Source organism: Streptomyces candidus (assembly GCF_014207445.1).
In the GTDB taxonomy this organism is placed as follows: Bacteria; Actinomycetota; Actinomycetes; order Streptomycetales; family Streptomycetaceae; genus Streptomyces; species Streptomyces candidus.
This window is the reverse complement of sequence record NZ_JACHEM010000026.1, coordinates 1-22348: the sequence shown is the minus strand read 5'-3', so window position 1 is coordinate 22348 and position 22348 is coordinate 1. Positions and strand designations below refer to the sequence as shown.

22 protein-coding genes are annotated in these 22348 nt (G+C 69.2%); 4 read left to right on the top strand and 18 right to left on the bottom strand.

Annotation, left to right across the window (positions count from 1 at the left end; all coding sequences use genetic code 11):
* Positions 1-343 precede the first annotated feature (343 nt).
* From HNQ79_RS30380 to HNQ79_RS30320, 13 genes are all read right to left on the bottom strand, one after another.
* On the bottom strand, positions 344-2491 hold the full coding sequence (locus tag HNQ79_RS30380; protein WP_185036203.1) for a tetratricopeptide repeat protein: 2148 nt from the start codon (positions 2489-2491) through the stop codon (positions 344-346).
* Positions 2492-2579: 88 nt separating this feature from the next.
* On the bottom strand, positions 2580-2849 hold the full coding sequence (locus tag HNQ79_RS30375) for a hypothetical protein (RefSeq protein WP_185036202.1): 270 nt from the start codon (positions 2847-2849) through the stop codon (positions 2580-2582).
* 295 nt (positions 2850-3144) lie between these two features.
* Positions 3145-3780, bottom strand: coding sequence for a hypothetical protein (locus HNQ79_RS30370; RefSeq protein ID WP_185036201.1), 636 nt, complete (start codon positions 3778-3780; stop codon positions 3145-3147).
* On the bottom strand, positions 3777-4262 hold the full coding sequence (locus HNQ79_RS30365; RefSeq protein WP_185036200.1) for a helix-turn-helix domain-containing protein: 486 nt from the start codon (positions 4260-4262) through the stop codon (positions 3777-3779). The genes HNQ79_RS30370 and HNQ79_RS30365 overlap by 4 nt, the downstream gene beginning before the upstream one ends.
* Before the next feature lie 113 nt (positions 4263-4375).
* Positions 4376-5611, bottom strand: coding sequence for a cytochrome P450 family protein (locus HNQ79_RS30360; RefSeq protein ID WP_185036199.1), 1236 nt, complete (start codon positions 5609-5611; stop codon positions 4376-4378).
* Positions 5608-6855 carry a cytochrome P450 family protein gene (locus HNQ79_RS30355; RefSeq protein WP_185036198.1) on the bottom strand — a complete coding sequence of 416 codons (1248 nt, stop codon included), beginning with the start codon at positions 6853-6855 and terminating at the stop codon, positions 5608-5610. Before HNQ79_RS30355 ends, HNQ79_RS30360 begins: the two co-directional genes overlap by 4 nt.
* Entirely contained in the window at positions 6852-7451 is a 600-nt protein-coding gene (locus HNQ79_RS30350) for a GTP-binding protein (protein ID WP_185036197.1), read from the bottom strand. The genes HNQ79_RS30355 and HNQ79_RS30350 overlap by 4 nt, the downstream gene beginning before the upstream one ends.
* Positions 7432-7758 carry a DUF742 domain-containing protein gene (locus tag HNQ79_RS30345; protein WP_185036223.1) on the bottom strand — a complete coding sequence of 109 codons (327 nt, stop codon included), beginning with the start codon at positions 7756-7758 and terminating at the stop codon, positions 7432-7434. The genes HNQ79_RS30350 and HNQ79_RS30345 overlap by 20 nt, the downstream gene beginning before the upstream one ends.
* Positions 7759-7784: 26 nt before the next feature.
* A complete protein-coding gene (locus HNQ79_RS30340) occupies positions 7785-8213 on the bottom strand; it encodes a roadblock/LC7 domain-containing protein (protein WP_185036196.1) in 429 nt (142 codons plus the stop codon).
* Positions 8206-9519, bottom strand: a complete 1314-nt coding sequence (locus HNQ79_RS30335; protein WP_229923780.1) for a histidine kinase — start codon at positions 9517-9519, stop codon at positions 8206-8208. Before HNQ79_RS30335 ends, HNQ79_RS30340 begins: the two co-directional genes overlap by 8 nt.
* Positions 9520-9679: 160 nt before the next feature.
* Positions 9680-11524: a glycoside hydrolase family 15 protein gene (locus HNQ79_RS30330; RefSeq protein ID WP_185036194.1), complete on the bottom strand. Its 1845-nt coding sequence runs from the start codon at positions 11522-11524 to the stop codon at positions 9680-9682.
* Between the two features lie 447 nt (positions 11525-11971).
* Positions 11972-12889 (bottom strand): Scr1 family TA system antitoxin-like transcriptional regulator, encoded by a 918-nt coding sequence (locus HNQ79_RS30325; protein ID WP_185036193.1) that lies wholly within the window; start codon positions 12887-12889, stop codon positions 11972-11974.
* A 222-nt stretch (positions 12890-13111) separates the two neighbouring features.
* The gene (locus tag HNQ79_RS30320; protein ID WP_311772324.1) at positions 13112-13471 is read right to left on the bottom strand and encodes a hypothetical protein; all 360 of its coding nucleotides are present in this window, start codon (positions 13469-13471) and stop codon (positions 13112-13114) included.
* A 568-nt stretch (positions 13472-14039) separates the two neighbouring features.
* Between HNQ79_RS30320 and HNQ79_RS30315 the strand changes: the two genes are divergently transcribed.
* Together HNQ79_RS30315 and HNQ79_RS30310 are read left to right on the top strand one after the other, a co-directional pair.
* Positions 14040-14492: an ATP-binding protein gene (locus HNQ79_RS30315; protein ID WP_185036191.1), complete on the top strand. Its 453-nt coding sequence runs from the start codon at positions 14040-14042 to the stop codon at positions 14490-14492.
* On the top strand, positions 14492-15496 hold the full coding sequence (locus HNQ79_RS30310; protein WP_185036190.1) for an aldo/keto reductase: 1005 nt from the start codon (positions 14492-14494) through the stop codon (positions 15494-15496). Before HNQ79_RS30315 ends, HNQ79_RS30310 begins: the two co-directional genes overlap by 1 nt.
* Before the next feature lie 45 nt (positions 15497-15541).
* Here HNQ79_RS30310 and HNQ79_RS30305 read toward each other — a convergent pair whose 3' ends face one another.
* The 5 genes from HNQ79_RS30305 to HNQ79_RS34210 form a co-directional block, all read right to left on the bottom strand.
* Positions 15542-16279 carry a 2'-5' RNA ligase family protein gene (locus HNQ79_RS30305; RefSeq protein ID WP_185036189.1) on the bottom strand — a complete coding sequence of 246 codons (738 nt, stop codon included), beginning with the start codon at positions 16277-16279 and terminating at the stop codon, positions 15542-15544.
* A 16-nt stretch (positions 16280-16295) separates the two neighbouring features.
* A complete protein-coding gene (locus HNQ79_RS30300; protein ID WP_185036188.1) occupies positions 16296-17645 on the bottom strand; it encodes an NsdA family TPR-like regulatory protein in 1350 nt (449 codons plus the stop codon).
* 85 nt (positions 17646-17730) lie between these two features.
* On the bottom strand, positions 17731-18195 hold the full coding sequence (locus tag HNQ79_RS30295) for a PPC domain-containing DNA-binding protein (RefSeq protein ID WP_185036187.1): 465 nt from the start codon (positions 18193-18195) through the stop codon (positions 17731-17733).
* 26 nt (positions 18196-18221) lie between these two features.
* Positions 18222-19226 (bottom strand): asparaginase, encoded by a 1005-nt coding sequence (locus HNQ79_RS30290; protein ID WP_185036186.1) that lies wholly within the window; start codon positions 19224-19226, stop codon positions 18222-18224.
* Positions 19227-19281: 55 nt separating this feature from the next.
* Complete coding sequence (locus tag HNQ79_RS34210) at positions 19282-20103, bottom strand: hypothetical protein (protein WP_229923781.1); 822 nt, start codon at positions 20101-20103, stop codon at positions 19282-19284.
* An 876-nt stretch (positions 20104-20979) separates the two neighbouring features.
* Between HNQ79_RS34210 and HNQ79_RS30280 the strand changes: the two genes are divergently transcribed.
* Together HNQ79_RS30280 and HNQ79_RS30275 are read left to right on the top strand one after the other, a co-directional pair.
* Positions 20980-21873 (top strand): helix-turn-helix domain-containing protein, encoded by an 894-nt coding sequence (locus HNQ79_RS30280; RefSeq protein ID WP_185036185.1) that lies wholly within the window; start codon positions 20980-20982, stop codon positions 21871-21873.
* Positions 21870-22106, top strand: coding sequence for a DUF397 domain-containing protein (locus tag HNQ79_RS30275; RefSeq protein WP_185036184.1), 237 nt, complete (start codon positions 21870-21872; stop codon positions 22104-22106). The genes HNQ79_RS30280 and HNQ79_RS30275 overlap by 4 nt, the downstream gene beginning before the upstream one ends.
* Positions 22107-22348 lie beyond the last annotated feature (242 nt).

Genomic DNA, 22348 nt, shown 5'->3' with positions numbered 1-22348 from the left:
GCCTGGGCGAGGCGAGCCTGGGCCAGCGGGAGCCAGGGCTCGACGATGGCCCGGAGGCGCAGGAGGCTTCGTTCACGCTGCTCGTCGGTGGGATGACGATGCTGTGGCGCGCAGTGGGCCCGAGCCAGGGCCGACCGGAGCCGGGAACGGCTGGGTGGTGTTGCAGGCGGGGCCGGGGCCGTTTCGCTGCTGCAGGCGCCCCGGTTCGCGTCGTCGTCAGTCAGCCTCATCAGACGTTGTCCCAGCGCACTGCGGGTCTCGGATGCCGTGGTCACAGAGGATCCTCCGGGAGAGGGAAGGGGAGGCGCGGAGGCCGTCAGCCATCCGTGCAACGGGTCGTGTGTCAGGTCAGTCGAGCGCGGACGCGTGCGGCGTCCGTGGTGCTCAGCCGCTCGTACGACGCCAGTGCGCGGGCGAAGAAATCTCGAGCTTCTTCCTCGTGGCCTGCCGCTGCGACGCTTTCTCCCAGGAGTTCCAGGCTCCGGGCCATCCACGGACGAGACCCCGTCTGCGCGAACTCCTGCTGCGCCGTCGCGCCGGCCTGCCGGGCTTCGTCGTGGCGTCCGGCCATGGAGTACGCCCGGCCGAGCCAGGCCAGGGCCCGGGCCGCGTCGTGCGGATCGTCGACCTCGACGAGGGCGGCTCGGGCGGCGGTGAGGACCTCGACGGCCGCTGCGGCATCGCTGCGGTTGAGATGGACCTGCCCGAGGAGGATGCCGGTGAGGGCGTCTCCGCGGCGGTCTTCCCTGCGCTCGCGCAGAGTCCGGGCCTGCTCCAGATACCCCACGGCCTCCTCGGACCGACCGTTCTCGTATGCGGTGGCGCCCAGTTCGTGGAGCGCCTGCGCCTCGCCCCGCGCGTCGCCGCGCTCGCGGGCGCTGGCCAGGACGTCGGTGAAGCACCGGCTCGCTTCGTCGAAGGCGCGGGCTCCGCGCAGGCCGATGCCGAGGGTGTTGGCCATCTCCTGCACGGCGAGGTCGTTGTTGTAGAGGCGGGCAGCTTCCAGGCCGAGGCGGTGCGCCTCGATCCAGGCGTCGTACATCCTGGCGGCGCGCCACCAGGGCCACATGGCGTGGACGAGCTGCCACACCGTTCCGTACGAGCCGGCCGCGTGCGCGCTACGGATCATGGCCAGGAGGTTGGCGGACTGCGCGTCGAGCCAGGAATGGGCAGCCGCGCGGTCCGGGAATGCGAGCGGGTGCTCGGCGGGGTAGACGTAGGTCCGGTCGAGTTGGCGGTGGCTGGGTGTCAGCAGTCGCTCGGCCGCGGTGGCCGCGGCCAGGTACCAGTCGGCCGCCCGCCGACGGGCCTCGGTCTCCGCTCCGTCCAGATGCTCCAGCGTGGCGTGGTGCCGGGCGTGGGCGAGAGCGGCACTGGAGTAGCGCCAGACAGGGCCCCGTACGGGATGGTCGCCGTCCTGGACCAGGAGGCCGCAGGCGGAGACTTCCTGGAGGAGGTCGGCCGCTTCGGCGGGGGTGAACAGCGCGACGGCGGCCGCGAGGGAGCCGTCGATGCTCTCCACCGGCAGTTGGGCGAGCTTGCGGTACAGGCGGGCGGCGGGGCGGGAGAGGTCTGCGTACGCGGTGTCGAGAGCAGAGGTCACGATTGCTCCGGGGAGGTCGGGAGCGGGGCTGGTGCTCGCGGTCCAGCGGCGGCGTTCGCTCAGGGCGCGCACGGCGGCGCTGAGCGGCCGGTCCGGGTGCCGGGCGAGCTGGGTGATGCTGAGGGCGAGCGCGAGGGGCAGACCGGCGGTGAGCCCGGTCAGTTCGGTGACGGCCTCCGTCTCCTGCTGCACGCGGTCAGGTCCCAGGCAGCGCGTCAGGTAGGAGCGGGCGGCCGCGTGGTCGAAGGGGCTCAAGGCGAGGGTGGCAGCGCCGTGGCGGGCGAGTTCAGGCAGCGGGATGCGGCTGGTCGCGACGACGAGGTGCCCGCTGCCGCCCGGCAGAAGATGGTGGATCTGGTCGGCGTGGGAGACCCCGTCCAGCAGCAGGCACATCGGAGGCCGGGCGGCCGAGGCGGAGCGCCACCAGGCCGCGAGCTCCTCGGCCCCGGCGGGCAACGGGCCCGGCAGGATGGAGCGCAGCATCCGGCCGAGGACCTCCCCCGGGCGGGCGGGACCGTTCGGGGACTGTCCGCGCAGATCGACATGGAGCTGTCCGCCCGGGTAGCGGGCGGACAACCCGTGGAGGAGTCGTTCGGCCAGCGCGGTCTTGCCGATGCCGACGGGGCCGGTCAGCACGGCGATGGGCACGGCGTACTCGGGCTGGGTCTCGATCCACCGGGTGAGCTGGGCCTGTTCCCGCTCCCGGTCGGTCCACGCGGGAGCCACCGGTCGCAACTGCCGTGGCACCGGGGGTTCGTGGCGTGGCTGGTGGAAATGGACGGCGCCGACCGTGCCCGCCTGCACGCTGGTGTGCAGGGCGGCGTCCCCGCCGACGGTGTTGGTCACCACCGCGGGCGGGAGCGGAGTCCCGGGGGCCTGCTCGGTCATCGCCAGATACCTCGTCGTTGTGTCCGGTAGGGGGTCAGAGCTGGGTTTCGCTGCGTACGAGCCACAGCCCGGCGTGGCGGTCGGCGTATCAGGTCAGCTGGTCCTGGTAGAGCCGGTCGACGGAGGTGATCGCGGTCCGGCTGACCGCGACCACACCGCGCACCGGGCAGGTGGGGTCGGCGAGCATCTGCAACGCGCGGGCGTAGCCGCGTCGCAGGAGGGGGTTGTCGCCGCCGGTTCGCAGGTCGACGGAGTCGAGGGTGTCGACGAGCGGCGGCTCGCGCCCCCGGTGACGTTGGCGGCCGGCACGGTGAGGCGGGTCCCGCGCCGCAGCAGGCGCATCCCGTTCAGCGCCCACCGGTCAGAGGTTCCGGAGCCCGGGTCGAGGAGGATGTGCCAGCTGCCGCTGTAAGGGTCGGCCAGGACCGGCCCTCGGCCCCCGGCCGCCTGCAGCGCGGCGATCAGCGGCGGCGCGCTCTGGGCCGGGATCCGTAGGGCGTCGAAGTGCTCACCGCACTGCCAGGTGCGCAGGCCACCGTCCGGCGGCACCCAGTCCGGCAGGGCGAGGTAGGGCTCCCTGGGACCAAAGGATGCGCGGCGCGCGGGCGTCATGAGGAGTCCTTCTCGGATCGGGTTGGCAGGGGCGGGTGTGCTCACGGCGCGCTCACCGCCGCGGTTGCGCCGGTGTGCGGGCCGGAGATCGCTGCGGCCATCGCAGCCCTGGCCTCGGCGCGCAGCCGCAAACGGACAACCCGGCCGCCGGCGGGGCTCCGGACGGCCGGGTACCGCGCTTCCCACCCCAGGTCGCACAGATACGTGAGCAGCCACTGGCTCGTCCCGGCCGTGGAGCCGGACGGGGAGGGGACTTCGCACCAGACCCATGACAGCTGCTTCCGGGCCGCGTGGTCGGCGAGCCACAGGGTGAGCAGCCGTCCGACCTGGGTCGTGCCGACGGTGGCCGGATCGAGGGCGACGAGAAGTCCCGCGTCGTGGCCGTCGGCGGCCCAATGCCGCACGTCGGGGCCGGTGCGCAGGACGAGACAGCCGACCAGGAGGCCGTCCTCGTACAGTCCCAGGGCGCCGGGTTCGCGAAGAAGTGCCGTGGCGCGGCTGGCGGAGACGGTGACGCCTTGGCTGGCGAGCAGGTGCACGCGGTCTTCCGCCAGCGCGGCCACTGCCGCGTGTGCGGCATCGGAGTCGATGGGCAGCATCTCGTAGGCCGTCTCGGCGGGACCCTTCCACGGAGGCCGGGGGCGGTCGCACTCGACGGCGGTGCTCGTGGTGCTCATCGGGCCGCCCGCCCGGCCGTCGCTGGGGGCTGCGCGTGCGAGCTGTCACCGAGGATCTCCCAGGTGTGCGCCAGGCCTACCAGGTGGGCGGCGTTGTCGGCGCAGGCCTTGCTCAGGAGGGCGTCGATCTCGGCTCGCACGTCGGAGGCGCTGACTTCGATGGTGTTCCCGATCTCCTCGCTCAGGGAGTGCTCCGCGAGTGCGTGCAGCAGCGTCCGCTCGATATCGGTGAAGTCCGGTGCCGGGCGCTGGCACGCGGGCGGGGCGACCTGCCTGGCGGTAATCAGAGTGTGGACGAGGACGGCCCGTGAGCAGCCCGTGCGGTGCACCTTCTTGCGCACCACCTTGAGCTGACTGGCGACGCCGCTCACCGACAGGTGGAGCTGGGCGGCGATGGCTTCGTTGGACATGCCGTAGACCAGGGGCGCGGCGACGCGCCTCTGCGGCTCGGTGAGGAGTGTGATCGGTAGGGCGGTGGCCATCTGAAGTCCCGGTCGGAGGAGGGCGGCTGGTGTGGTGGGAGGACGGGGTACGGGGTTCGCCGGGTGGGTCGGCAAGCGGGCCGTCCCACCCGGGATGCGATCGGTGCCCGTTCCTACGGCGTGGCCTCCAGCACGACGGGCAGGGCGGCGACGTCGTTGCCGATGAAGGACCGCTGCGGCTTGAGGTCCTCGGAGTTGGCGGCCAGAGCGATCTGGGGGAACCGGTCGAACAGGGCCGGCAGTGCGACCTCGGCTTCGAGCCTGGCCAGCGGGGCGCCCAGGCAGTAATGGACGCCGTGGCCGAAGGCCATGTGGTCCTTGTCGGCCCGGTCGATGCGGAAGGCCGCGGGGTCGTCGTGGATGCCCGGGTCGCGGCCGTGGGCGCCGAAGCCGATCAGGATGGCGTCGCCTTCCCGGATAGTGACGCCCTCGCCGAGGTCGATGTCCGTGGTGGCGTAGCGCAGTGGGAGGTGCATGATCGGCGGGTGCAGCCGCAGGGCTTCCTCGATGACGTCGCGCCAGCGTGCGGGGTCGGCCAGCACGGTCGCCAGCTGGTCCGGGTGCGTGAGGAGCTCGCGTACTGCGGCGTTGATGAGGGCGACGGCGGTTTCGCTGCCGGCGCCGATCATCAGGATCAAAGTCGAGATGAGCTCGGTATGGCTGAGCCGGTCGCCGTCCTCTTCGTGGGCGGCCAGCAACAGGCTGGTCATGTCCTCTCCCGGGGCGGTCCGCTTGACATCGACGAGCATCTGCATGGCCTGGCCGAGGTCGCGCTTGGTGGCTTCGGCTTCCTGTGCGGTGACGTCGGTGGTCAGGACGGAGTCGATGACGCGGAGCATCTCGGGGCGCTGGTCGGCCGGGACGCCGAAGAGGTCGCAGATCAGCCGGGTGGGTACCCGGTAGGAGAAGTGGGCACGCAGGTCGAGAGGCACGCTGCGGTCCTGGCCGGCCAGGCCGTCCAGGAGGTCGGTGACGATGGCCTTAAGGACCGGACGCATCGCCTCGACTCGGCCGGGAGTGAAAGCGCGGCTGACCAGCTGGCGCAGGCGTTTGTGGTCGTCGCCGTCGGAGGTGAACATCGAGACGACGTCGACCCAGGCGTACAGCCACGGTATGGACCCCGGGGTGTGGGAGGGCCACGTCCTCCGGGCGTCCTTGGACACGTGCGGGTGGGTCAGGAGCCGTTTGGCGACGTCCCCGCGGACGACCGACCAGGCCATCACGTCGTCCGGCAGGCGGACCTGGACAGCCGGGCCGGCCGCGCGGAGCTCTTCAGCCTGAGCGAACAAACGGCGGCCGCCGCTGCTGTCGAGGGTGACGGCCGGGATGGGGGCGGGGTTGCTGGTCACGAGGAACCTCCTGCGAGAGCGGTTGCGGGAAGACGGTCGTGCGACTTGGGAGGGAAGGAGACGGGCATCGACTGCGGGCACTGGTGGAAGGGGCCGTGACGCAGCGGGGGATCAGCGCTCTCGTCGCTCAGCGCCATGTCCCAGAGCTGGTCGAGGATCGTCTCGACAGCGGTCTGCACGATCGTGGTGGCCTGGGAGATGGCCGGGCAGCGGTGCGGACCGGCCGACCAGGCGAGGTGAGCCCGGCTGTCGTAGCCGAGGTGCGGCAGCGACGGGTCGGTGTTCGCCGCCGCGTGGGAGATCAGCACCGGGACATGACCCGGTACGGGCGCGCCCTGGAGTTGGGTGTCGTGGCGGGCGAAGTGGACGGAGAAGTTCGCCATCGGCGCGCGCTCCCACAACGCTTTCTCCAGAGCCCGTCGCACGGTGAGGGTGCCGGCGGCGAGGCTGCCGGCGTACGCGTCGTCGCGCAGCAGCAGGTGCAGGGTCCAGGCCGTGCAGGCGGCGACGGGGATGACTCCTGCACCGACGGCGCAGAAGAGCTGGTTGAGTGCCTCTTCGTCGCTCAGCTTCGCGGCATGGTTGATCATCCAGGAGGTGAGGTCCTGCCCGGGCCGCTGGCGTCGCATCTGGATGAGCTCGAAGAGCAGGCCCGCGAAGTCCTCTGCACCCCGGGCCGCTTCGGGGCCGGCACTGATGAGGTCTTGGCAGGCAGTCACCATCCGGCTGGTCATCTCGGGAGGACAGCCCAGGAGTTCGGCGAAGACGAGCATGGGGACCACGTCGGCGAAGTCGCTCATGAGGTCGGCCCGGCCGGCGCCGATGACGCGTGCGATCAGTGTCAGCGCGCTGCGGCGGGTGATCTCGCGGAGCTGGTGGGGGTCGATCCGGGCGATGCAGTCGTCCATGGCCCAGCGCAGGCGGGCGTGCTCATCGCCGTCGGTGTACAGGACGGAGGGTCGCCAGCTCATCATGCCGAGTACCGGACTGTCCTGGGGAACCTGACCGCTGTTCAGGGCCGCCCACAAACGGGAGTCCTTGGAGTAGGTCTGGGGGTCGTTGAGGAGGGTGACGGCGGCCCGGTGCTGGGTGACGATCAGCGCGTACACGTTCGGGGCGATCTCCGCCCAGCCGACTGGGCCCTGGGAGCGCAGCTGCTCGTAGACGGCGTCCGGACGGGCGGCGAAGGCGGCGCCGTGCAGCATCGGGCAGCCGGAGGCGGTGAGCGGGGGAGGAGTGGTCATGAGGCGGGCTCCAGGCTGGGGCGGGACAGCAGATGGGAGACGAGCGCTATCAGCGGCTGCTTGGCCGACTCCCTGTGCCGCACGTCGCACATGACCAGCGGGGTGGACGGGTGGAGGTCCAGGGCCTGGCGCAGTTCGGCTTCGCCGTAGTGGGGAGATGCGGCGAAGGTGTTGACCGCGACCACGTAGGGCAGGCCGGCTTCCTCCAGGCGCTCCATCGCGTCCCAGGATTCGGTGAACCTCGCCGTGTCGACCAGGACCACGCCGCCCAAGGCGCCGCACATCAGCTCGTCGATCATGAAGCTGAACCGGGGCTGGCCGGGGCCGCCGAACAGGTAGAGCACGATGTCGTCGGTGAGGGTGAGCCGGCCGAAGTCGAGCGCGACCGTGGTGGTGGTCTTGTCCGTCAGCCCGCGCAGGGTGTCGACGGTCTCACCGGCTCTGGTCAGGCGTTCCTCGGTAGAGGTTGGCTTGATCTCGGACACCGCACCGACGAAGGTGGTCTTGCCCACGGCGAACGGCCCAAGCACGAGGATCTTCACGGACTGAGCGATCCCGGGCGCCAGGTATTGACCCTCAGATCTTGTGGAGCGCATCGAGAATCCTCTCCAGCAGTTGATGGTCGTGCTGCTGAGCGGCGGGTACGGGGTTGCGGCTGTGGAGGTGACCGCTGTCGACGAGACTGGCGACGAGGACTTTGGTCACCGCGGCCGGGAGCTGCAGGTCGGCGCTGACTTCGGCCACCGACAGCACACCGGGCAAGCAGTGCAGCATCAACCGGTGGGAATGGGCATCCAGCCCGGCCAGGGGCTTGTCCGGACTGGCGATTAGGAGCGTGGCCAGATCCAGGGTGCGCCGGGTGGGCGCGGCCCTGCCCCCAGTGGGGGTGTAGGGCCGCACCATCCCGGCGCGCCGCCGTCCGCGGGAGGTCACGACGTCCTGGACCGGCTGCGCGCAGACAAGGCGGGGGCCAGCCCCTTGATGACCTTGATGGTCGCCGCGGAAGCGACCGCCACCGCAGGGTCCGTCATCTCCGCGGCGACCGCGACAGCGAGCGCCGTGTTGTGTCCGGCGCCGAAGACGAGCACGCACCCGTCGGGAAGATCGATGATGATTCTGCGGGGCGGCAAGTTCGGTGATGTCTGCGTGAACTCGGCGAAGCTGCGGCCCAGAGAGAAGAGCGGCGAGGAGCCCGCGGCCGTGCGGTCGGCGACATCGCGGTGCAGATCCTCAGAGTGCGCAAGCACCAGGCCGTCGGTGGTGAAGAGGACAGCGTGCAGGACGTCCTTCTCCCTGGTGAGGCGGGTGAGCACCCAGGTCATGTCGTGGGTGTCGGCGGTCGGCTGCTGCTCAGCCATGGAGGTCTCCTTCGGTGCCGTGCGTCTCGGCGGCATGGATTGTTCGCCCCAGGCTGGCGAAGCCAGCCAAGAACGTGTCAGGGTCGTCCAGGGGCGCGGGCCCACTGTCTGCGGCAGCCACCGCGGCGCGGGGGGCGTGCCGGCGCCGCTTCGGCAGCCCGCCACTGCCGGTGCCGGATGCGGGGTAGCCGTCCGCGGCGGGCTCGCTGGATGCTGAGGTGAAAGCCGTTTCGGCGGTGAGGGCCGCCTGGGCCGCCTGCCGCTCGGCCTGCACGTCCTCGGCGGTCGGGCCGTGCCCGAACAGCGCCCGAGGGATGCGCAGTACGGCCCGCACGCCGCCGTAGGGGGAGGTGCTGGTGACGTCGGCGGCAAAGCCGTATTCGGAGGCCAGACGGCCGATGACCGCGAAGCCGAGCCGACCGGTGTCCTGCACGGTCGCGATGTCCAGCACCTCGCGCTGCGCCAGCTGCCGGGCAGCTTCCTCGCGCTGGAAGGCATTCATCGACAGCCCGCCGTCGTCGACGACAATGCCGTACCCGGTCTGGAAGGCCTGCACCTCGACGAACACCTTGCCCTCCGAGTACGCGGCAGCATTCGACAGCAGCTCGGTGAGCGCGACGGTGACCGGCTCGACGACCCGCCCCTCCAGCCAGGTCTCTCCGGTGCCCGGCTCATAGGTGTAGGTCACCCGCAGGTAGTCGTTCATGATCCTGCCCCGGGCGGACTCCACGACCTCCCGCATCGTGCAGTCCGCCCGCTGCAGACCGGGCCACGAACCGGTCAGGATCCGCGTGCGCTGGAGGGTGTGCAGCGCCTGGGTGACCAGGCGGTCGAAATTCATCAGGCTCTGGTGATAGGCGGTGCTGTCCGGATGCCGCTCCATCTCCTGGATGACACCCATCTGACAGCGGTGCAGACGGGTTTGGGCCTCGTCGATGGTGTCGCGTACCGAGGCGCGTGCCGCGCGCCCGATCTGCTCGCGCGTGACGCGCACGGCCTCCTGCAGCAGCCGTCGGACAGCCTGATGCGACAGGTCGACAGCGGAGCCGGCGAGCTCCTCCTGGTACAGGCCTGGGACCGGCACACCGCGGTGCCCGCGAGCCAGGACGTCCACCAGGGCGGGCATCGTCACCTCGGCGAAGTGCCGCTCTTCCGCCTCCAGGTGCGCGGCACGCTTCGTGGCGGCATCACGCTGCTTCTCCAGCGATTCGCCCCGGGCGACGAGGGCCCGCTTGGTGCGGGTTTGCACGATGAGACCCGCCGACGTGGCGAAGAGACCGACGCTGAGCAGGGCAGTTGCGGTCATCTGTGGATCGAGCATGGGGTGTCCTCATACGTGGGGGTCGACTGCAGACGGCAGGAGGTAGCAGCGCGGCCGCGGCCGGACGCGGCTGTCGGACGGCGCTCGGCGGGCCGGGCGGAGCGCACCGGCCGGAAGTGCACGTAGAGGATGTCCGTCAGTCGGTTCACGCGGCCATCACCGGCACGGCCGCGGCCTTCCGCAGATCGCTCAACAGGACGGCGCTGTTCGCGAGACCGAGCATCGAATACGCCTGCGGGAAGTTCCCCAACTGCCGCCTGGCCACCGGGTCGTACTCCTCGGCGAGCAAGCCCAAGTCGCTGCGCAGCGACAGCAGCTGCTCGAACAGCCTCTCGGCCTCGGTCAGCCTGCCGGTGAGCGCGAGCGCGTCGACCAGCCAGAAGGAGCACAGCACGAACGCGCCCTCGCCACCAGGGAGCCCGTCCCTTCCCACGTTCGGGCCGTCCGTCTGGTAACGGTGGACCAGGACCCCGTCGGGGGCCAGTTCCCGGCGGACGGCGTCCACCGTGCCGACTACCCGCGGATCGTCGGCCGGCAGGAAACCGGTATGTGGCAGCAGCAGAAGCGAGGCGTCCAGTTCGGTAGAGCCGTAGGCCTGCGTGAAGGTGTTGCGGGTTGCGTCGTAGGCCCGCTCGCACACCTCGGCGTGGATCTCGTCGCGCAGGCTCACCAGCTCGCGCAGATCGGCATCGAGCACGCCCTGTTCGACGAGGCGTACGACGCGGTCGGCCGCGACCCAGCACATGATCTTGGAGTGGGTGAAGTGGCGGCGGCCGCCGCGGACCTCCCAGATCCCGTCGTCGGGCTTGCGCCAGTGCTCGCGGACGTAGTCGACGAGCTTCAGGATCAGCCCCTCCGTGCTTTCGCACCGCGCGACGCCGTGCGCGTGAGCCAGAGCGAGCGTCTCGATGACCTCGCCGGGCACGTCCAACTGGAGCTGGTCCACGGCCTCATTGCCGACACGGACCGGCCGGGACCCCTCGTATCCAGGCAGCCATCCCAGCTCTCGCTCCGGCATGTCCCGGCGCCCGTCCAAGCGGTACATGATCTGCAGATTCTGCGGATCGCCGCCGAAGGTGCGCAGCAGCCACTGCCGCCAACTCACGGCCTCGTCGATGTAGCCGTTCCGCACCAGGGCGGACAAGGTGGCCGCAGCGTCCCGCAGCCAGACGTAGCGGTAGTCCCAGTTGCGCACTCCGCCGAGTTCTTCGGGCAGAGATGCGGTGGGGGCGGCGACGATTCCGCCGGTCGGGGCGTGCGTGAGCGCCTTCAGCGTGATCAGGGAGCGGGTGACAGCCTCGTGGCGCGGGCCGTCGTAGACCAGATGCTCGACCCACTCCTCCCAGAAGGAGGTCGTCAAGGCGAGGGCCAATTCGGCGTCGGGGGCCTCGGGGGCCGGGGCGTGGGAGGGCTGCCAGCTCAATGTGAAGGCGACGCATTCGCCGGCCCTGACGGTGAATGCGTGATGCACGATCGCGTCCTTCTTCGTGCCGGGCACGGACGTGTCGAGCCAGAGCGCGTCTGGCCCGGACACCGCTGCCGTTCGCCCGCCTGTGTCGTGGATCCACGGCAACCGTTTGCCATAGCCGAAGCGCGGGGACAGCCTCGATTGCATCTCCACCGTGCCGCTGACGCCCTCGACGATGCGGATCACCTGCGGGGCGTGCCCCTCCCGGGGTGGCATGAAGTCCAAGACGCGGACCGCGCCGGTGGCCGTGTCCCACTCGGTCTCGACGACGAGCGTCTCTCCCCGGTACCGGCGGCGGTCCGCGCAGGGAGCGGGCGCGCCCGCGGGAGTGGCGGGGCCGATTCGCCAGGACCCGTGTTTGTCCGTTCCGAGTAGTCCGGCGAACGTGGCGGCGGAGTCGAAGCGGGGCAGGCACAGCCAGTTGATGCTGCCGTCGCGGGCAACCAGAGCAGCGGTCTGCATGTCGCCGATGAGGGCGTGGTCCTCGATGAGCGGGCGAGCGCTCTTGAGCTGGGGGGTCATGTGGTCCGTTCTCCGGTCGGGGCGAGTGCGGCGTAGGGGGAGTGAGTGGTCAAGCCAGCTGTGCACGTAAGGCGGTTGGCTGAAGGCGGCGCCGGGAGGCTGCCAGGTGGCGGTGGTCACAAGCTCGCGGTCTCTCAGCAAGCTCCACGGGCCGAGGAGCACCGCAAGGGTCGTGTTGCTACGGGGGACGGTGCCGCCGTCCAGGCAGTCCTGCACCCGGGCGACCACCGCCGCTCGACATAGTCCGAAGGGATCGTGGCCCGGTTCACGCTGGCATCTCCGCGCTGTGTCGCGCGCAGGCGGTGCGACGGATTCCCTCGTTCCCGCCGTCGGCGCGCCGCGCGCTTCGTGCACGACAGTCGAAGGCCTCCTGGTCAAGGATGAGGAGCCGGGTCATGGGAGTGCCGGCCGGCGGTCCGAGGAGGAAGGCAAGCAGCCGGGCTGCGGTCACGACGCAGCCCTCTGTTCCATCGCCTGTGCCGAGGCCACGATCAGGTCGTACGTCTTCTCGCGGCTGTACGCGGCGGATACGGCCTCGCGCAGTCCGGCGCTCATGATGTGCGCGGCGCCGGAGCCGGTCTCGTAGCCGGGGAAGAAGCCCCGAGTCATCACCAGGCGGTGGCCGTGGACGGTCACTTCGGCGGGGGAGGTGACCGTGTGGATGAACAGGGCCTGGTCCATCGGCAGGATGCGGATGATCAGCCCTTGGCCGTCCGGGGTCTCAGCTCTCATGAGGTCGGCCAGATGACGGAGCTGGCCAGCTGCCACCTCGGGGCCGCCGATTGGCCGGGCAAGCACGGTCTCGTCCAGCAGGACGGTCCGCTGCTGCCCTCCAGCCCATTCGATGCGGTGCACCCACCGCGGCAGTCCGAGTACCGGCTCATCCGGGTCCAGGCCGTCTGCGGGGTCAAGCACCACGGCTTGGTAGGCGGGGGTCCGCAGCCCGGCGGGGACCAGCATGCAGAACTCGACGAGGGTGCTCGCCCTGCGCATCACCGCGATGCAGCGGGCCGCGGCTTCGGATCCCGCCACGTCCGCCCAGTGATCGTGCGGGGCGCGTCGGGCGAAGCTTTCTTCCTCGCGCTCGTGGCGGATGTAGTTCTTCGGTGGCAGGTGCAGTGCCAGGTAGTCAGCGTGTTTCCCCGTCACGCCGAAGTGGCGCAGCAGGGTCCTCAGCGCGTCGAGTGGGATGGGGGACTCGGCACGCTCCCACCGGCTGACAGCCGAGGCCGATACCCCCGCTACGCAGGCTGCGTCCTGCAGCGTGATGCCCTTAGCTTCACGCAGACCGCGCAGGTAGACGCCCAGCACGATCCGGGCAGGTGGCTGGGGCACTTCGGTAGGCGGCGGGAGGAGGTCAAGCATGATGGTCCTTGTGTGATGTGGCCGAGGGGTTCAGGGCTGGTCGCGTGGCATAGATGACCGCGTGTCGGTGCCCGGCTGGGGCGGCCGGCTCGCTTTCTGTCCTCGGAAGACGAGGACGGCCATGGCTCCGACAATCAGACCGATGATGATCAGTCCGGTGCTGGTCACCGCAGCCTCGGCGGGGTGGGGTGCCAGACCCGTCGGAGGCGTGTCTGGCAAGGACTAGGCACGGCAGACTTCCCGGCGCTGCGGGACGGGTGTGCTGTGCGGCGCGCGCATGCGGTCCCTGGTCCGGCTGAGCGCCTCGTGCAGCGCAGCTGCCGGGGTGGTGGAGACAGCGAGCGCCTCCGGCCGGGTCACCCACAGGCCCATACAGCTGCGGCCGCTGTATCCATCGGATACGCACCGCCCGGTCCTGGCGGAGGGCACGCAGTCGGAGTGGGCAGCCCTCCACCGGTGGAACGTGCCGGCCTCCACCGGCACCAGCAGCCTCTGGTGGCCGAGGCAGTACATCAGCGGGCCGACGCCCGTGCCATCGGCCACGAGGGCGTCGATCGAGGGCAGCCCCAGACCCAGGCCCACGCGCACAGTGTCGTGGGCTCGGGGGAGCGCGCCTGGTGGCTCGCCGATCGCGACCTGCCACAGGTGCTGACTCCGTAAGTTCATGTGAACTGCTCTCCAGAGAAGAAGACCGCTGTCGGACGAATCGTGAGAGGGGTACCGGTGCCGCGCCGTAGCGGGGGAGGCCGGCGCGGCACCAGAACAAGGACGGGTCCCGCAGTTGTCAGGCGTGCGCGGCACCGATCTGGACGACGCCCCGGGAAGAGCTGACCGTCCAAGCAGCGGTCCGCAATCCGGTGGCTCCGGGACCGCGGTCGCTGGCTTCACTCAACGGTGACGGAACCGGGGGGACAGCGGTACGCCAAACCGCGGCCACTTCTGGGCCACTTCACCCGAGGCGCGAGCACACATCAGGGTCGGTTTGGTGCGTTTTACCCACCGTGGAGGGTGCGGTGGAGCGATGGGCAGAGGGCGAAGTGACACAGAAGTGGCCGCGGTTTGGCGTACCGATGCCTGCGGTGTTCCGCCACGGTGGAGGTGGGTCGATTCCGGCCGCTCCGCAGGGCGTCTCGATCATGAGGAGACGAGGTTGCCTCCGACTACCGCCGAGCTGGTCCACGACCAGAGCCTCGGAAATTTGCTAGACCACTGCGATGTCGAGCTTGCCGGACTTCCGGCCCCGCAACGCTCCGCACGCGTTGCGCTCACCAGCTTCCTGGACGACGCCGACGAGGGACAGGTCGACGACGCCATGCTGATCGCCAGTGAACTCATCGCCAACGCCGTCAAGCACAGCCCTGGCGCGGTCCTCATAAGGATCGAGGTCTACGAGCTCGGCACGGCACTGGGCGTCATCGACCTGGGCCATGACACCAACGCCCTTCCCTCGCACCCGTGCAACTCGTCCGTGAAGCCGGACACCGTGGCCACAAACGGACGTGGGCTGTTCATCATCCAGAACCTCGCCGACACCTGGTCGGTCGAGGAAACCGCGAACGGAAAGATCGTCATCGCTGTGCTGACGCGGGAAGGATCTCGCTGATGACCGACTTGGACTTCACGAGTCGTCATCTGGGACAGGGCCTCGCAGTTCACCCTTTGGGCGTCAACCTCGGCGCCGTGGAGCTGCTGGGGAGCCACACCCGCGAGGAGGACGACGGCCCCTTCCTCGACGGCTTGCGCCGCGCCGTGGAGCTCGGCGCCAACCTCCTGGACACGGCCGACTCCTACGGAGCCGGGCGGGCCGAGCGAATGCTTGGGCGCCTGCTGCGGGAGTATCCGAATCGGACCTTCCTGACCAGCAGCAAGGTCGGGAAGGTCCGAGGCTCCGCGCCGCACGCCTACGCCGACCGGCACATCCACCACCAGCTGCAGCAGACCCTGGAGAACCTCTACGTCGAGGAGCTGGACCTCTACACCCTGGAGTCGTGGGACTTCGGTCCTCAAGACCGCTATCTGGGCCCCGCAATCGATCAGATGCACACCCTGCGGGAAGTCGGCGCCATCAAGGCCATCGGTATGCGGGGGCCGTACACACCCGCCAGCGCGACACCCGCCGAACGCGCTGCCTGCGCCGAGCGGTTCCTCTACCTCTTCCGACTGATCAGACCGAACGTGATCTGGACTCGGTGCAACGCCCTCACGCCGGTGTTCACGCTGGAGGGCGATGACCTCTTCGCGTTCACGGCACGCCACGGGGTCGGCGTGATCCTCGCGGCGCCGGATGCCCTGGGTCTCCGGGCCGCTCTCGCTCCGGCCGGCGCCGAGAAGGTACCCGCCGGGCTGGAATCGCTGCACGCCCACTTCGGCAATGCTCCAGGAACTCTGACCCGCCTTGCGCTGCTGTCCGGCGTCCAGCGCGCCGGCCACTGTGCCTCGGTCATCAGCTTTACCAGCGAAGACCATCTGGCAGAGAGCTTCGGGTCTCTCTCCGGCCCCGTCCTCACCACTGTCGAGCTGCGGCTGCTCGACGACGCGTACGCCCAGATCCGCGCGCAGACGCATCCCAAGCCGAAGGAGAGGCTGGCGGCCTGCACCGGCATGTGACGAGGCAGCACCGCCGGACCCTGGCCATCAACGCGCGATCGGCTCCTAGGTGAACGGCGTACGCGAGCGTGCGGCAGAGGGCAGGGGAATCGAGCGGATCGTTCTCCAACGGTAGGTTCTGTCCTGGCGCCGCAGCTCCACGAGATCGACGGCTGTGAACTGCAGCGGCACCGGAGGAAGAGACCGCAGAGGCGCGACGGCGTCGATGACTGCGGACGCGGATCGCTCCTGGTTGCTATAGGCGATACCCAGATGCGGACGGAACGCCGCCGTCGGAGGGCCGCCGGGGACTCCTGCCTGCTTTCCTGCGGCGTGGAGAGCCGCGTGGAGGCGGATCAGCGGTTTCCACGGCGTGAGGCTGTAGCGCACGGCGCCACGCGAGCCGGCGAGAGGGTGAGCGAGGACGTGGAAAGCGCTGACGGGTAGCTGCTGCGTCAAGTCCAGGAGGTGCTCCACCTGCGCGGTCGATACCTGGTCGACTGCGCCCACGCGCAGCACGGTCACGTGTAGACCGTCCGCGGGGACAGGATCCATGCCCAGATGCTGCAGGGCTCGTTGACAGTGTTCCGTCCGCTGCAGCAACTCGCCGGGGTCCGGAAACGTGTGCATCCAGTAGTACGAGCGCTGCTGCTCCGACCACCCCGGCCGGTCCCAGTGATCGGCCGTGCGCTCGACGCTCTGGAACGCGCGCCAATCGTGCTCGATGATCACTTCGGGATCATCAAGGCTCGCAGGCGGCGCGCTGGGAAAGGCGCTGGGATCGGTGTCCAGCTCGGGTGACACAGGGCTCCTCGGAGGGTCAGGGTGCGATCCGCGACGGCGAGCCGACGGCGATCAGTCCGACCTGCGGCTGTGACTGCCACGTCCGCAGTTCCTCGGCATAGTCCCCTACCTCGGCTTCGTCGTGCCACCGCTCGGCGTTCTGGTACAACTCGACCGCCCTCTCCCAGACGGATTTGATCGGCCGGCCGGTACCGGATCTCAGCGCGCGACGGCCTCGCGCCATGGCGTGCTCGATCTCGGGCGAGCCCTGCTTCAGCAGCGCGGATGCCACATCCAGCCCGACCAGGGCACGGCTCCACTCAGACTGTGAATGCTCGACCAGCTCTTCGATCTGGTCGGCGTGGGCCAGGACCTCCGCGGTGTCCCCGAGGGAGAGGCGAGTGGTGATGGCGTTGGCGAGGGAGCGCGCCATGGAGTAGGGCTCGAAGCTGATGCACGAGGTCAGGCCGTCGGGGAGTGATGTCTGGCGGTCTGAGAGTTCAAGGGCGTGCCCGATGGCTGTCTCAGCCCCTGCTCGATCGCCGAGGCGAGCGAGTGCCCGCGATCGGCCGTTGACCAGCAACCTGATGGCCTGTGGGTGACCGGGGGCGAGGGCGATGCCGGCCGAGGCGGCGTCATCCGCCTCGGCGTAACGCTTTTGGTAGTACAAGCCGAGCGAGCGGGTGCCGTTCGCCCACATCTCCATCGACACCTCGCCGACCTCCCGGGCCAAGGTCTCCGCTTCCGTGCAGTACGCGTCGACCACCTCGAAGCGGGCGCCGGCGTTGACGGCCATGTATCCGAGAAGTCCCGAGGCTTGTGATGCAAGCCGGAAGAGTTCCGTCCTCGTACGGGGTGGTTGGTGGCCGACAAGGATGCCGTGCAGCGTCTCGCGGATGATCCTGGCCTCCCCTGCCAGATGCTGGGGTCCAAGCGTTTCGTACCGGGCCACGATGCTGGCGATTGTTCCCCTCACCATGCCGAGGATGGGGTCATCGGTGTTGGAGCTGGTCAGCTTGTGTGTCTGGCTCACGATGGTCAAGGGGTCGTCGAACCCGAGGGTGTCCGCAGGCGCGGCAGGGGAGGTATTGAGGGGGCCCGGGCTCCAGGCGCCGGCATCGATCGGTTCGAAGAGCCGCTTGGGCGACATGTTGAACATGTGCCGAAGGACGAGGGCGGCATCACGGCGGGGGATGCTTGTGATCGCGCCCTTACGTCCCATCCAGCGGGCGTAGGTGCTGCGGGCGATGTCGGTGCGTGCGAGCCGGGGGTTGTTCTCCTTCTCGGCCGCTCGAGCGGCCGCGTCGGCGAAGCGGATACAGAAAACCTCGTACGAGTCCCAGCGCCGTTCCTGCACCAGGAGGGCGAAACGTGTTGTGGTGTTCACCTGCCGTCCCCTTCAGATGGGCTCCGGATGAATGCGCGTGCTCTGCTGGCAGATCCCGGCGCGCTGGCCGCGCCAGCCGGTGCCTTCAGTCCGTCCGGCCGAACGTGAGCAGAGGCACGTCGTGCATACCGGGGTCGCGCGGCCGGGTCACCTCCGGGGTAATCCACTCTTCGATGACGACCTCGGCAAGGAACTGAACGGTCCCGCCTTGCAGATGGCTGGTGCGTCCGTCGGCGGAGTCCGCCTTGAGCCCTGCGGAGACATGTATGTGCGGCGTGACACGTTCCTCGTCGGGGTCCCAGGCGAGGGTTCCGCTCCCGAGGACCTCCAGGGTCTCGACTTCGATCTCATCCCACAGAGGGCGCTCGGGGTGTTCCAAGGGCTCGCAGGTTCCTACCAGCCGGGCGTGGCTGAAACCGCCGATGAAGGTGAGGTGGCCCGCCCGGACGTCGGTCTCGCGGCAGAAGCGGTCCAGGGCCTCGAAGAAGTCCTCGCCGTGCTCGAAGACGGCGGCGAACTTCCGGCCGACGGTGATCTCGGTGGCGCGCATGATGATCCGATCGTGAGTTGCGTAGGTCAGCGGTGCGCCGCGAAAGCGGCCTGGACCATGGTCTGATCGGCGCCGGAGCGCAGCAGTGCCAGGAGCAGCAGCCGAGCCTTGCGCGGCTCCAGTCGACCGCCGTTGATCAGGCCACGGCCCAGGAGGTCGGTTTCGGAGCCCGGGCCGAAGTCGTAAGTGTGGGTAAGGACGCTTCCCGCCCCTGTGCGTGAGGTGAGGACGACAGGAACACGGGAAGCCAGGTCGCCCAGCCGCGGCGCCCAGGCCCGGGGGACGTGGCCGGCACCGAAGGCCGCGACGACCAAGCCGTCCAGGGAGCCTGCCGCGTCGAGGAAGGCGCCTTCGCTTCCGAGCGTGGCTTCGATCACCTCGACGGAAGCAGGGCGGGTCAGGGGGAGCTCGATGTGCGGCTGGCGCTGGAGGGTGAAGTGGAACCGCGGCCGGCCTTCGACCAGGTATCCGATCGGACCTGCCCCCGGGGAGCAGAAGGCCGAGGGACTGGTGCTGTGGACCTTCTGGACGTGCCGAGCGGCGTGCAGTTCGTCGGCGAGAGCGACGAGGACTCCCATGTCACGTGCCTGGGGACTGACCGCGGTACGCACAGCGGCGAGGAGGTTGGCTGGCCCGTCCGCCCCGGCCATCTGCGCGTTGCGCATAGCGCCGGTGACGACGACGGGCGCTGCCCCCTCGTACAGCAGGTCGAGAAGGTAGGCGACCTCCTCCAGGGTGTCGGTCCCCTGGGTGATCACGAATCCGGTCGTACCCGCCGCAGCCTGCTTGTTGAGCAGCTCGGCAACAGCGGCGATGTCGTCAATCTCCAGCCACGCTCCGGGGATCTTCCGGAAGTCCCGCAGCTCCAGCTCGGCTTCCTCGGCGAGCTCCGGAACCGCGGCGACGAGGTCCTCGGCGGTCAACCGGGGCGCCACGCCGCCGTGTCCTGCTCCCGGGGCCGCCATTGCGATGGTGCCGCCCAGGGAGAGAACCAGAGCGGAGGGGAGCTGGGCCCGAGGGCTGGGGTCCATGAGAGCTGCCTTTCGAAGAAGCGGATCAAGGAGTGCGGGAACGGCTTCGAACTTTTCAGCGGTCCGGGGCTAGAGAGGCTAGGAAAGCGAATACTTCGTCGAGGGATTCCGCGGTCAGGTGTCGGCTGCGGGGGCGGACGATGCTCGCCGTTCCGTATTCGCTCATTTCACGGGACCTCTCGACCAGCCACACCCAGTCGATGTCCAGGTATCCGGCCATGGAGCGAAGCCGGGCTTCCGGGTCGGGGCCCCGCATCACGCTGTGCTCCCGCGCTTCCCCAAGGGCCTCGCTGTACTCCCGCAGAGCCGGCCGCCGTGTGACGGTGTCGACAGCCCAGATCTCCTCGTCTGTCCGCGCCCAGTTGGCCACTACGGCTCGCTGCCCGGGGACGAGGACGAAGCCGTCGACGTGGGAGTACTCGGGATCGGACAGCACATCCACGCGGACGCCGTGCAGTTCCATCAGAGCGATCGTCAGCAGCAGAAGGATCCGCTCGTACCTGCCGCTGCGGCTCACCTCGGACTCGGGAATGCAGAAGGCGCGGGAGAGCGGGGCCGAGCCGGCATAGCGCGCCGAAATCGCCTTGAGGTAGTCAGCCTTGTGCCTGAGCCACAGCCACGCGGCGGCCTGCTCGCCCGTCTGCTCCCGGGTCCAGAACGCCGGGGGATCCGTCAGGCCGTCCAGCCGCCGCATGATGTGGCGGGCGCAGTAGGTGGATCCGAGCCACTGGGCGCCCGCCTTCGTGAGGTCAGGAACTGTCCTGCGGCTGGGGGCCGATCTCGGAAGATCGAGGTATGTCTCCAGCACCTTCTGCTCCTGCTCAAGAGCGAAGTCATCGGCCAGGAGTCCGTCGTCCAACTGGACGAGAGACCACACCAAGCCGTACGTGAGGTCGTCCAGTAAGTGAGCTCTCGGCAGGGGTGACGCACCTTGGCCGGCCGATGCCGCCCGGTCACGGCGGGCAATCGCGGCGTCGCAACGAACAGTTGCGCGGGCTGCCGGTCGTCTACGCCGATGAGAAAGCCGCGACGGGCCGGGCGGAGAAACTCCTCCAACGCTCCCGCGTCGCCGGCGTCCAAGTGGGCCTGGCAACCTGCACCAGTGGCGGCGCGGAAGGCGACAGCCGCTGTCGTGCCGTCCAGCGCCTGCCGACCGGCCAACTCCCACCCGCCGACTGCTTCGCCGGGCCCCATGAAGAACCGAGTCGTAGGCCACTGCTCTGCGACCAGCACGGAGGCGTGCAGAGCCCCGCCCTTGGACGGGGAAGTGCTTGCCGACGCAGGATCCGGTGCCGAGCTGAACAGGTCGGCTGCCGGGACCTCGAAGAGGTGCTCGAGGATCAGAGCGGTGTCGGGCCAGGGCCGTCCGTACCAGTCGCCTTTCGCCCACCGGTGGAAGCTCTTGCGCGACACCGTGACACTGGCCAGCTTTGGCCTGCCCAGCTCTCGCGCCAGATCACGGGCGACTCGCTCGAACTGCAGGCAGAATGCGCTCCATTGGTCCCACCGGCGCTCCACGAGCAGGACGTGGAACAGACTGGGGTGGGGCATCAACACGGCCCTCCTCGAACAGCGACGGAGCGCGGCTCTCACGGTGGAGCGGACACACACATCCCACACGGCGCGACGCCAACAACACAGATCGTGACCCCGGTCAGGATGCTCCTCCCTCTGTGTCCTGCGCAACAGAAACTAGAAAATTTCTTCATAGAATCGGTTGTTGAGAGCTGGGCAGACCCGCCACACTGACGTCATGTCGGACGCAGGCAGTGCCCCGTGGTCACTCACCCATCGCGAGGTGGGCAGCCGGCTGGAGGAGTTGCGGGAGCGCCGCGACCTGACCCAGCGCGCCGCCGTCGACCTCCTGCTGCAGGAACACGGCGTCAAGACCAACATCTCCACGCTCAGCAACATCGAGAACGGCAAAAGGAAACGGCTTCCGAGCGAGCTCGTCGAAGCGCTGCTCGACGTGTACGGCGCCGAGCCGCAAGCGCGCCAGCACGTGCTTGATTTGCTCAGTGTGGACACGACGCCCGCCGGCCGTCCTCGCCGACCAGCCTCCTGGCGCCGAAACTCAACCTTGCTGGGTCCTACGCAGTTCGAGGGCTTCCTCCGGATGGAGCGCCGCGCGTCCTCCATCGACAACTACGAGAGGGATCTGCTTCCCGGCCTGTTCCAGACGGAGGAGTACGCGAACGCCGTGATCACGGGTATGCGACCGGACCTGAGCCCGAGGGAAGTCAAGGTTCTCGTCGATGTTCGCATGGAGCGACAACGGCAAGTCGACGAGTGGGCCATGGCGTCCTTCCGCGCTCTCATCAACCTCGAAGCGGTCAACGACGCAGCGTGCGATCTCATCCAGATCCGGCGCCTGCTTCAGGAGTGCGAGAAGCCGAAACAGGAAATTCGGCTTCTGCCCAAGATCGGGTTCCACCCGGGTATGGCGGGCCCGTTTGTCGTCATGCACTTCCCCGAAGCCGCCCGAGAGGTCGCTTGGGCAGAGACCATGACCCACTCGGTGTACGTCGACACTGAGGCAAGCGTGCGTCTCTACACCGATGCTTTCACCGGAATGTGGCAGCGGGCACTCAAGCCCGACGAGACATACATACGCCTAGAGAACAAGATCAAGGAGCTCCAAAAGTGACCGTCGTGAAGCCCGATCCGTCCAGCTTCGACCTCGAGAGTGTCGAGTGGACCGTCTCCTCGCACAGCGGTGGCAGTGGCAACTGCGTTCGAGTCGGCGTGCAGGGCGGCTACGTCCTGGTCGGCGACTCGCAGAATCCCGATCGGCTGCCCCACGTCTACACACCGTCTGAGGCAAAGGCGTGGCTGGAGGGCGCGAAGGACGGCGAGTTCGACTTCGTGTTCAACCTCTGACCTTGCCCCTCAGGGCGGAGAGGATCTGGGCTGGCTCCATGGGATCTGGGGCCAGCCCAGTCGTTTGCAGCTTGGCGCGCACTCGGTGCTATTCGTGCTCCACGACGAGCTGGTGGACGTCTCTCGGCACCCGGTCTCCCCTGTCTAAGAACTCCTATCGGAATGACTTCAGGCGTCGCCAGCAGATGAGTGCGCATCCGAGGGTAAGGAAGGCTTCGTGGATGTCGTCGCGTATCTCCCAG

Excerpts from the sequence above, each read along its gene's own strand:
- HNQ79_RS30380 (WP_185036203.1), bottom strand. The coding sequence starts at position 2,491 with ATGACCGAGCAGGCCCCCGGGACTCCGCTCCCGCCCGCGGTGGTGACC.
- HNQ79_RS30370 (WP_185036201.1), bottom strand. The coding sequence starts at position 3,780 with ATGAGCACCACGAGCACCGCCGTCGAGTGCGACCGCCCCCGGCCTCCG.
- HNQ79_RS30365 (WP_185036200.1), bottom strand. The coding sequence starts at position 4,262 with ATGGCCACCGCCCTACCGATCACACTCCTCACCGAGCCGCAGAGGCGC.
- HNQ79_RS30355 (WP_185036198.1), bottom strand. The coding sequence starts at position 6,855 with ATGACCACTCCTCCCCCGCTCACCGCCTCCGGCTGCCCGATGCTGCAC.
- HNQ79_RS30350 (WP_185036197.1), bottom strand. The coding sequence starts at position 7,451 with ATGCGCTCCACAAGATCTGAGGGTCAATACCTGGCGCCCGGGATCGCT.
- HNQ79_RS30345 (WP_185036223.1), bottom strand. The coding sequence starts at position 7,758 with ATGGTGCGGCCCTACACCCCCACTGGGGGCAGGGCCGCGCCCACCCGG.
- HNQ79_RS30340 (WP_185036196.1), bottom strand. The coding sequence starts at position 8,213 with ATGGCTGAGCAGCAGCCGACCGCCGACACCCACGACATGACCTGGGTG.
- HNQ79_RS30335 (WP_229923780.1), bottom strand. The coding sequence starts at position 9,519 with ATGACCGCAACTGCCCTGCTCAGCGTCGGTCTCTTCGCCACGTCGGCG.
- HNQ79_RS30330 (WP_185036194.1), bottom strand. The coding sequence starts at position 11,524 with ATGACCCCCCAGCTCAAGAGCGCTCGCCCGCTCATCGAGGACCACGCC.
- HNQ79_RS30325 (WP_185036193.1), bottom strand. The coding sequence starts at position 12,889 with ATGCTTGACCTCCTCCCGCCGCCTACCGAAGTGCCCCAGCCACCTGCC.
- HNQ79_RS30310 (WP_185036190.1), top strand. The coding sequence starts at position 14,492 with ATGACCGACTTGGACTTCACGAGTCGTCATCTGGGACAGGGCCTCGCA.
- HNQ79_RS30295 (WP_185036187.1), bottom strand. The coding sequence starts at position 18,195 with ATGCGCGCCACCGAGATCACCGTCGGCCGGAAGTTCGCCGCCGTCTTC.
- HNQ79_RS30290 (WP_185036186.1), bottom strand. The coding sequence starts at position 19,226 with ATGGACCCCAGCCCTCGGGCCCAGCTCCCCTCCGCTCTGGTTCTCTCC.
- HNQ79_RS30280 (WP_185036185.1), top strand. The coding sequence starts at position 20,980 with ATGTCGGACGCAGGCAGTGCCCCGTGGTCACTCACCCATCGCGAGGTG.